The sequence below is a fragment of the Limnohabitans sp. genome (assembly GCF_038134685.1).
Taxonomy (GTDB): Bacteria; Pseudomonadota; Gammaproteobacteria; order Burkholderiales; family Burkholderiaceae_C; genus Limnohabitans_A.
The window spans coordinates 1-9,077 of record NZ_JAYPVP010000015.1 but is presented as its reverse complement, the minus strand read 5'-3'; the positions used below and the strand labels follow the sequence as shown (position 1 = coordinate 9,077).

Here is a 9,077-nt window from a genome sequence, read left to right as displayed (position 1 = left end):
CTGCCCCCCGGCAGTTGCCTCCACCTGCGGCTTCGTACCAGACGATGCGCCCAACTGGGGTTTGAGTTGCGCCAGCGCCTGAAACGCGCCCCGCGCTTTGCTACCCCAATCGGCTTTGAGGGCGCCGAGGTTGCGGCCCATGCCGAGTTGGCGGCCGTGTTCGTCGACCACACGCAGGTTCATGAAGAGGTGCGGGCTGAGCATGTCGAGCTTGAAGTCGGCACGCTTGACGTCCAGGCTGGTTTCGTCACGCACTTTTTTGAGGAGCACGTCGGTCAGCGAGCCGGTGCCAAAGACCTCAGGGGCGCTCAATGCTTCGGCCAGGCGCGCCGCGCTTTCGGGCAGGGGCACAAAGCGGCTGCGCGGGCGTTGCGGCAGGCTTTTGAGCAGGGCCTGGATCTTGTCCTTGAGCATGCCGGGCACCAGCCATTCGCAGCGCTCTTCGCTCACCTGATTCAGAACGAACAGCGGGACGGTGATGGTGACGCCATCGCGGCTGTCGCCGGGCTCGTGCAGGTAGGTGGCGGCGCAGTCCACACCGCCCAGGCGCACGGTCTTGGGGAAAGCCTGCGTGGTGATGCCTGCGGCCTCGTGGCGCATCAACTCCTCGCGCGTGAGGTGCAGAAACTTGGGGTTGGTGCGCGATTGCTCGCGCCACCACGGCTCCATCAGGCGGCCGTTGTAGATGTCCTGCGGGATCTGTGCGTCGTAATAGGCGTAGATAAGTTCGTCGTCCACCAGCACGTCCTGACGGCGCGATTTGTGCTCCAGCTCTTCAACCTTGGCGACCATGCGCAGGTTGGCGGCCACAAAGGGCAGCTTGGTGTCCCACTCACCTGCCACCAGGCCCTGGCGGATGAAGATGTCGCGGGCGCCATGCATGTCGATGGTGCCGTAGGGCTTGCGGCGGCCGTTGTAGACCATCAGGCCGTACAGCGTGGCGCGCTCGTAGGCCACGGCCTCGGCGGATTTCTTTTCCCAATGCGGGTCCAGCAGCTGTTTGCGCAACAGGTGCGCGCCCACCTCTTCGAGCCACTGCGGCTCGATGTTGGCGATGCCCCGGCCAAACAGGCGCGTGGTCTCGACCAGCTCAGCCACCACGATCCAGCGGCCGGGTTTCTTTTTGAGGTGAGCGCCCGGGTGGCGGTGGAACTTGATGCCGCGTGCGCCCAGGTACACATCTTCGTCTTCGAGCTTGCAACCGATGTTGCCCAAGAGGCCCGCGAGCATGGACTTGTGCAATTGCTCGTAACTGGCGGGCTGGGTGTTGAGCTTCCAGCCGTGCTCGGCCACCACGGTGTGCAGCTGGCTGTGCGTGTCGCGCCACTCACGCACGCGGCGCACGTTGATGAAGTTCTGGCGCAGCAGCTGTTCGTATTGGCGGTTGGACAGCTTGTGGGTCTGGTGTTCACCGCCGCGTGCGTCATGGATCCAGTGCCACAGCCGCACGTAGCCGCTGAACTCGGATTTCTCGTCGTCGAACTTGGCGTGTTGCTGGTCGGCCTGGGCTTGTGCTTCCAGTGGGCGGTCGCGCACGTCCTGCACGCTCAGGGCGCTGGCGATGATCAGCACCTCGTCCAGTGCATTGCGGTGGCGCGCTTCCAGAATCATGCGGCCCACGCGGGGGTCGAGCGGCAGGCGCGAGAGTTCCTTGCCAATGGGCGTGAGTTCGTTGGCCTCGTCCACCGCGCCGAGTTCGGCCAGCAGCTGGTAGCCATCGGTGATGGCGCGTTTGCTGGGCGCTTCGATGAAGGGGAAGTCGTCCACCTGCCCCAGATGCAGGCTCTTCATGCGCAGGATCACGCCAGCCAGCGAGGAACGCAAGATTTCGGGGTCGGTGAAGCGTGGACGTGACGCGAAGTCTTTTTCGTCGTAGAGGCGAATGCAGATGCCATTGGCCACGCGCCCGCAGCGGCCCGCACGTTGGTTGGCGGCGGCCTGGCTCACCGGCTCGATCAGCAGCTGTTCGACCTTGCTGCGCAGGCTGTAGCGCTTGACACGTGCCGTGCCCGCATCGATCACGTAGCGGATGCCCGGCACTGTCAGGGACGTTTCGGCCACGTTGGTGGCCAGCACGATGCGGCGGCCGTTGGAGGTTTCAAACACCCGGTCCTGCTCGGCTTGACTCAGACGCGCAAACAGCGGCAGCACATCGGCATTGCGCGTCCAGGCGTGGTGCGCCAGGTGCTTGCGCAGATGGTCTGCGGCTTCGCGGATTTCGCGCTCGCCGGGCAGGAACACCAGAATGTCGCCCCCTGCTCCGCCCGCCCACAGCTCGTCCACGCCATCTGCAATCGCGTTGTTCAGGTCGTAGTCGCGCGACTCTTCAAACGGGCGGTAGCGCTGCTCCACCGGAAAGGTGCGGCCCGAGACCATGATGACTGGAGCCGGGCCATGGCGAGACTCGAAATGCCGCGCAAAGCGGTCCGCGTCGATGGTGGCCGAGGTGACGATGATTTTCAGGTCCGGTCTGCGCGGCAGGATCTGCTTGAGGTAGCCCAGCAAGAAGTCGATGTTCAGGCTGCGCTCGTGCGCCTCGTCGATGATGATGGTGTCATACGCCTGCAGCAGCGGGTCGGTCTGCGTCTCGGCCAGCAAGATGCCGTCGGTCATCAGCTTGACCGAAGCGTTCTTGCTCAAACGGTCCTGAAAGCGCACCTTGTAGCCCACCACCTCGCCTAGCTGGGTCTTGAGCTCCTCGGCAATGCGCTTGGCCACGGAGCTGGCGGCAATGCGGCGCGGCTGGGTGTGGCCGATGAGCCGCGGCTGCTCGCCGGGCTTCGCATTCGCTTTGCCCCGGCCCATAGCCAGCGCGATCTTGGGCAGCTGCGTGGTCTTGCCCGAGCCGGTTTCGCCGCAAACGATGATGACCTGGTGCTGCGCCAGCGCCTCCATGATCTCCTGGCGTTTGCCAGAGACAGGAAGGCTGTCGGGAAAGTCGAGAAACAAGGCGCTGGAGGACAAGGTAAAAACTCTGTGAAAATCAGGGCTACAACAGACTTCGGATTATCCCCGCCCCTGCCCCATGTCCACCGTCTTCAATTTCACCTTTGTGCCCTGGTTCCGGTCGGTGGCGCCCTACATCCACATGCACCGTGGCAAGACTTTTGTCGTGGGCATTGCGGGCGAAGCCATTGCGGCGGGCAAGCTGCAAAACATTGCGCAGGATTTGGCGCTGATTCAAAGCATGGGCGTCAAGATCGTGCTGGTGCATGGTTTCCGCCCACAGGTCAACGAACAACTGGCCGCCAAGGGCCACACCCCTCGCTATTCGCACGGCATGCGCATCACTGACAGCGTGTCGCTGGACTGCGCGCAGGAAGCCGCCGGACAGCTGCGCTACGAGATCGAAGCCGCCTTCAGTCAAGGTCTGCCCAATACGCCGATGGCGGGCTCCACAGTGCGCGTCATTTCCGGCAACTTCATCACGGCGCGCCCGGTGGGCATTGTGGACGGCGTTGACTTCATGCACTCAGGCATGGTGCGCAAGGTTGATGTGGACGGCATCATGCGCTCGCTGGACATGGGTGCGATGGTGCTGCTCTCACCGTTTGGCTTTTCGCCCACGGGCGAGGCTTTCAACCTGACCATGGAAGAAGTCGCCACCAGCGTGGCCGCCGAGCTGCAGGCCGACAAGCTGCTGTTCCTGACCGAGGTTCCGGGCATCCGCATCGACCCGAACGCTCCGGCCAGCGATGACAACCCGATCGACACCGAATTGCCCTTGGCCGCCGCCAAAAAACTGCTGGCCGAATCGCCCAACCCCACCCAACCGACCGATCTGGCTTTTTATTTGCAGCATTGCGTCAAAGCCTGCGAAGAAGGGGTGGAGCGCTCGCACATCCTGCCTTTTGCGGTGGATGGCGCGCTGCTGCTGGAGGTGTATGTGCACGATGGCATCGGCACCATGGTGGTCGATGAAAAGCTCGAAGAGATGCGCGAAGCCAGCGCTGACGATGTGGGTGGCATCCTGCAATTGATCGAGCCGTTTGAGAAAGACGGCACGCTGGTCAAGCGCGATCGCACCGAGATCGAACGCGACATTGACCACTACACCATCGTCGAGCACGATGGCGTGATCTTTGCCTGCGCCGCACTGTATCCCTACCCCGAATCACGCACCGCTGAAATGGCAGCGCTGACCGTTTCGCCTCAGTCACAGGGCCAGGGAGATGGTGAAAAAATCCTCAAGCGCATCGAGCAACGCGCCCGCGCCATGGGACTCAAAAGCATTTTTGTGCTGACCACGCGCACCATGCACTGGTTCCTCAAGCGTGGTTTTGTCCAAACCGACCCGGACTGGTTGCCCGAAGCGCGCAAGCGCAAATACAACTGGGACCGCAGGAGTCAGGTGCTGGTGAAAAAACTTTGAGCGTTCTCGTACCGCTCAGCGCTGGCGCCAGGCCTGACGCGCCAGCCAGAGCCCCAGCACCGTGAACAGCGCAAAGCAGGCAAAAGACCAGTTGGCAATCGAGCCCCCTAAAAAGGTCCAGTCCACCTTGGTGCAGTCACCGCTGCCGCGAAAAATCATCGGAATGGCTCGCCCCAGCGGGAAGCTTTCGATCATGCCGTAAAAGTCCCGCCCGCAGCTGACCGCCTCGGGGGGGTACCACTGCAGCCAGCTCTGGCGCGCTGCCACAAAAGCGCCAAATCCGGCTTTGAGCGCGAGCAACACCCCCACCACAGTCAAAGCCGTGGAGTTGCGCAAGCGCCAGCCCACCAGCCCGAGCACCATGACGCCCACCATCGTGTAGCGCTGCACGATGCACATGGGGCAAGGTTCCAGGCCCACCACGTGTTGCAAATACAGGCCAAAGGCCAGCAGAAATGCGCAGGTCAGTACGACCCACCCCAGCAATGTCGAAAGAGTTGATCTCATAGCAAAAATGACAAGATAAAGTGGCGCATGCGTTTGAGTCAAGACGGCGTACTGTCAAGTAAAGAGCTTTTACTCACAAGCATTTTGCCGCATGCACATCAATCTATCGATTAACTGCAGGTAAAGATTTTGTCTTACCGTTTGCACACATGAGTTGGCACACCTGCACAACTCGCTGATCAGCAATCGCGTAGTAGATCAGATTGCCAGCTCTGCGTTTTTGTATGAATCCAGCGCGATGCAGCATACCCAGATGCTGAGAAATATTGGGTTGAGATGTTGTGATTTCTGACAGCAGTTGTTTGACAGTTTTTTCACCGTAACACAAGCGACTGATGATTCTCAGGCGCATGGGAGCAGACAAAACAGAAAAGCTCTCTGCTACAGCTTCAAAAAGTTGATCCAGATCGGATGTTTCTTGACCAAAATCCACATCAACCCTCGACAAAAACGCGAGCCCGACGCGGGGTGAGTACCAGCAGGTCGCCCTCGGCAAATCCCTCCTGCCGAAACTGAGCGGAGCTAAGTTGCGCCTCGATGATGGCGTCCTTGCCAAAACCTTGGTCTTCGTGAGCTTCCAGTTCCAATCGAGCCACAGGGCCCACCACGATGGCGCGGGTCAGCTTGGCTACGATGCCAGAATTCAGGCCCCCGGGTGTATAGCGAGCCACATCCAGATCGTGCGGACGCACATAGGCAAAAGCCTTGGCGTCCTGCGCGTCGCCGTGCTCGGGCGAGTCCAGGCGCACGGCATGGTGGTCGGCGCCGATCAGCATCTCACCCTCGTGGGCGCGGCCGTGGAACAGGTTCACATCGCCCAGGAAGCCGTACACAAAGGGGCTGGCCGGGTGGTCCCAGACCTCCTGCGGCGAGCCGATCTGCTCGATCTGGCCCTTGTTCATGAGCACCACGCGGTCGGCCACTTCCAGCGCTTCTTCCTGGTCATGCGTGACAAAGATGCTGGTCACATGCAGTTCGTCGTGCAGGCGGCGCAGCCAGCGGCGCAGCTCCTTGCGCACCTTGGCGTCCAGTGCGCCAAAGGGTTCGTCCAGCAGCAGCACCTTGGGCTCCACAGCCAGCGCACGGGCCAGCGCGATGCGCTGACGCTGCCCACCCGACAGTTGCGAGGGATAGCGGTCGGCCAGCCAGTCCAGCTGCACCAGGCCCAACAGCTCATGCACCTTGCGCTTGATTTCAGACTCGCTTGGGCGCGTGGCGCGCGGGCGCACCCGCAGGCCAAAGGCCACGTTCTCGAACACCGTCATGTGGCGGAACAAGGCGTAGTGCTGGAACACAAAACCCACCTGGCGCTCGCGCACATGCACATGGGTGGTGTCTTCGCCGCTGAAGGCAATGGTGCCGCTGTCGGCGGTTTCCAGCCCGGCAATGATGCGCAGCAGCGTGGTTTTGCCGCAGCCCGACGGACCTAGCAGCGCGACCAGCTCGCCCGATTCGATGTCCAGGCTGACATCGCCCAAGGCGGTGAAGTCGCCAAACTGTTTGTGGATATTGCGGATTTCGATGCTCATGACAGGCTTCAGTTGTTCGGGTTTTCGGGCGGTGTATCGGCAGCAGCGCGCAGTTCGCGCTCGTGCTGCCACTCCACCACCGACTTGATGACCAGGGTGACCAGCGCCAGCAGGGCCAGCAGCGAGGCCACAGCAAACGCGGCCACCGACTGGTATTCGTTGTAGAGGATCTCGACATGCAGCGGCATGGTGTTGGTCTGGCCCCGGATGTGACCGGAGACCACCGACACCGCGCCAAACTCGCCCATGGCGCGGGCGTTGCACAAAATCACGCCGTAGATCAGGCCCCACTTGATGTTGGGCAGCGTCACGCGCCAGAAGGTCTGCCAGCCGGTCGCGCCCAGCACGATGGCGGCCTGCTCTTCTTCGGTGCCCTGCGCCTGCATCAGCGGAATCAGCTCGCGGGCAATGAAGGGAAAGGTGACGAACACGGTGGCCAGCACAATGCCCGGCACGGCAAACACGATCTTGATGTCGTGCGCCTGCAGCCACGGCCCCAGCCAGCCCTGCGCACCAAAGATCAGCACATAGATCAGGCCAGCCACCACGGGCGAAACGGAAAACGGCAGGTCCACCAGCGTGGTCAAAAAGGCCTTGCCTTTGAATTCGTACTTGGCAATCGCCCAGGCGGCGGCGATGCCGAACACCAGGTTCAGCGGCACAGCGATCGCCGCGGTGATCAGCGTCAGGCGGATGGCCGACCAGGCATCTGGCTCCTTGAAGGCCTCGAAGTAAGCGTCAAAGCCCTTGCGCAGCGCCTCGGTGAAAACCGCAGCGAGCGGCAGCACCAGGAACAGAAACATGAAGCCCAGCGCCACCGTCAGCAGTGCCCAGCGCACCCAGGCGGGCTCGGTCGTACCCGCCTGCGCACGGCGCACCGGCTTGCCCAGAGAAGAAACAACGCCGCTCATACTTGTCCTCCGCCGGGCCGCCCCAAGGAGGACAACGCCCCCTCGGGGGGCAATGAGTACACGAAGTGACGAATGTGGGGGCTCATCATGCCACTCCTCCACGTTTGCGTTGCCAGGCCTGCAGCGCGTTGATGATCAGCAGCAGGATGAAGGAGAACACCAGCATCACCACCGCCACGGCGGTGGCGCCCGCGTAGTCGTACTGTTCGAGCTTGCCGATGATGATCAGCGGCGTGATTTCGGACACCATGGGCATGTTGCCCGCGATGAAGATGACCGAGCCGTACTCGCCCACCGCCCGGGCAAAAGCCATGGCAAAGCCAGTCAGCAATGCGGGCGCAATCGACGGGAAGATCACGCGGGTGAAGGTCTGCCAGCGCGTCGCGCCCAGGCAAGTGGCAGCTTCTTCGAGTTCTTTCTCGGCGTCTTCGAGCACCGGCTGCACCGTACGCACCACAAACGGCAGGCCGATGAAGATCAGCGCGATCACAACACCATTGGGGTTGAAGGCCAGCTGGATGCCGTGCGGCTCCAGGTACTGGCCGATCCAGCCGTTACCCGCCAGCAGCGCAGTCAAAGAAATACCGGCCACGGCGGTCGGCAGCGCAAAAGGCAGGTCCACCAGCGCGTCCACCACCTTCTTTCCAAAAAAGTCGTATCGCACCAGCACCCAGGCCACCAGCAGCCCAAACACCACATTGACCAGCGCCGCGATGAACGAAGCGCCAAAGGTCAAGCGGTACGAGGCCAGCACGCGCGGCCCGGTCACCGCCGCCCAGAACTGCTCCCAGCTCAGGGTGAAGGTCTTGAACAACAGGGCCGACAGCGGAATCAGCACGATCAGGCTGAGGTACAGCACGGTGTAACCCAGCGTGAGGTTGAAGCCAGGCAAAACCCGGCGCGGCTTGCGGCGCGGGCCGCCCGCCGACAAAACGGCAACAGACATGGAAGACCTGAATTACTTGTCGGTGTAAATCTTGTCGAACTGGCCACCGTCGTTGAAGTGAACTTTTTGCGCTTCAGCCAGTGAGCCAAACAGTTCATTGACGGTGAACAGCTGGATGGGTTTGAACGTGGCGCTGTACTTCTTGAGTACCGCCGCATTGCGCGGACGCAGCGCGTGCTTGGCGGCGATCTCCTGGGCCTCTTCGGAATACAGGTAGTCCAGATAGGCTTTGGCCAGTTCGCCCGTGCCCTTTTTGGCCACGGTGCGTTCGACCACAGCGATCGGGTTTTCGGCCACGATGCTGATGGACGGATGCACCGCGTCCACCTTGCCGGTGCCGAATTCGCGGTCCACCGAGACGACCTCGGATTCGAAGGTTACCAGTACATCGCCGATGTTGCGTTGCAGGAAGATGGTGGTGGCATCGCGCCCACCTTTGGCGAGCACGGGTACATTTTTATAAAGCTTGCCAATAAATTCGGCCGCTTGTGCATCAGTACCCCATTTTTTCTTGGCATAGCCCCAAGCCGCCAGATAAGCCATTCGGCCATTACCACCCGTCTTGGGGTTGACCACAATGACCTGGACACCAGGCTTGATCAGGTCATCCCAGTCCTTGATGTTCTTGGGGTTGCCATTGCGGGTGAGGAACAGCATGGTCGACGTGGTGGGCGAAGCGCTGTTTGGAAAACGCTTTTGCCAGTCTTTTGCCACGACGCCAGTGCTGGCAAGGAAATCAACATCGGTCGTGGTGTTCATGGTCACCACGTCGGCATCCAACCCGTCGTTGACAGCGCGCGCCTGTGCGCTGG

General features: G+C 61.7%; 8 protein-coding genes. 1 reads left to right on the top strand and 7 read right to left on the bottom strand.

Annotated features, from left to right (window positions below):
• A partial coding sequence (gene hrpA / locus AAFM15_RS07860; RefSeq protein WP_371833096.1) for an ATP-dependent RNA helicase HrpA occupies nt 1–2,895 on the bottom strand: 2,895 nt, incomplete at its 3' end.
• Nucleotides 2,896–3,025: 130 nt separating this feature from the next.
• Here hrpA and argA point away from each other — a divergent pair.
• Nucleotides 3,026–4,372 (top strand): amino-acid N-acetyltransferase, encoded by a 1,347-nt coding sequence (argA, locus tag AAFM15_RS07855; protein ID WP_341686160.1) that lies wholly within the window; start codon nt 3,026–3,028, stop codon nt 4,370–4,372.
• Between the two features lie 15 nt (nt 4,373–4,387).
• Here the strand turns inward: argA and AAFM15_RS07850 are convergent, their stop codons facing one another.
• From AAFM15_RS07850 to AAFM15_RS07825, 6 genes are all read right to left on the bottom strand, one after another.
• Complete coding sequence (locus AAFM15_RS07850) at nt 4,388–4,879, bottom strand: disulfide bond formation protein B (protein WP_341686159.1); 492 nt, start codon at nt 4,877–4,879, stop codon at nt 4,388–4,390.
• A 103-nt stretch (nt 4,880–4,982) separates the two neighbouring features.
• Nucleotides 4,983–5,312, bottom strand: coding sequence for a metalloregulator ArsR/SmtB family transcription factor (locus AAFM15_RS07845; RefSeq protein WP_341686158.1), 330 nt, complete (start codon nt 5,310–5,312; stop codon nt 4,983–4,985).
• Between the two features lies 1 nt (nt 5,313).
• A complete protein-coding gene (locus AAFM15_RS07840; protein ID WP_341686157.1) occupies nt 5,314–6,408 on the bottom strand; it encodes a sulfate ABC transporter ATP-binding protein in 1,095 nt (364 codons plus the stop codon).
• 8 nt (nt 6,409–6,416) lie between these two features.
• Nucleotides 6,417–7,319 carry a sulfate ABC transporter permease subunit CysW gene (cysW, locus tag AAFM15_RS07835; RefSeq protein WP_341686156.1) on the bottom strand — a complete coding sequence of 301 codons (903 nt, stop codon included), beginning with the start codon at nt 7,317–7,319 and terminating at the stop codon, nt 6,417–6,419.
• Nucleotides 7,320–7,404: 85 nt separating this feature from the next.
• The gene (gene cysT, locus AAFM15_RS07830; protein WP_341686155.1) at nt 7,405–8,265 is read right to left on the bottom strand and encodes a sulfate ABC transporter permease subunit CysT; all 861 of its coding nucleotides are present in this window, start codon (nt 8,263–8,265) and stop codon (nt 7,405–7,407) included.
• 12 nt (nt 8,266–8,277) lie between these two features.
• The coding region (locus AAFM15_RS07825) for a sulfate ABC transporter substrate-binding protein (RefSeq protein WP_341686154.1) at nt 8,278–9,077 on the bottom strand (800 nt) is incomplete at its 5' end.

Bases quoted from the DNA above. Each gene is read 5' to 3' on its own strand.
- AAFM15_RS07840 (WP_341686157.1), bottom strand. From the start codon at position 6,408: ATGAGCATCGAAATCCGCAATATCCACAAACAGTTTGGCGACTTCACC.
- cysT (WP_341686155.1), bottom strand. From the start codon at position 8,265: ATGTCTGTTGCCGTTTTGTCGGCGGGCGGCCCGCGCCGCAAGCCGCGC.
- AAFM15_RS07850 (WP_341686159.1), bottom strand. From the start codon at position 4,879: ATGAGATCAACTCTTTCGACATTGCTGGGGTGGGTCGTACTGACCTGC.
- cysW (WP_341686156.1), bottom strand. From the start codon at position 7,319: ATGAGCGGCGTTGTTTCTTCTCTGGGCAAGCCGGTGCGCCGTGCGCAG.
- argA (WP_341686160.1), top strand. From the start codon at position 3,026: ATGTCCACCGTCTTCAATTTCACCTTTGTGCCCTGGTTCCGGTCGGTG.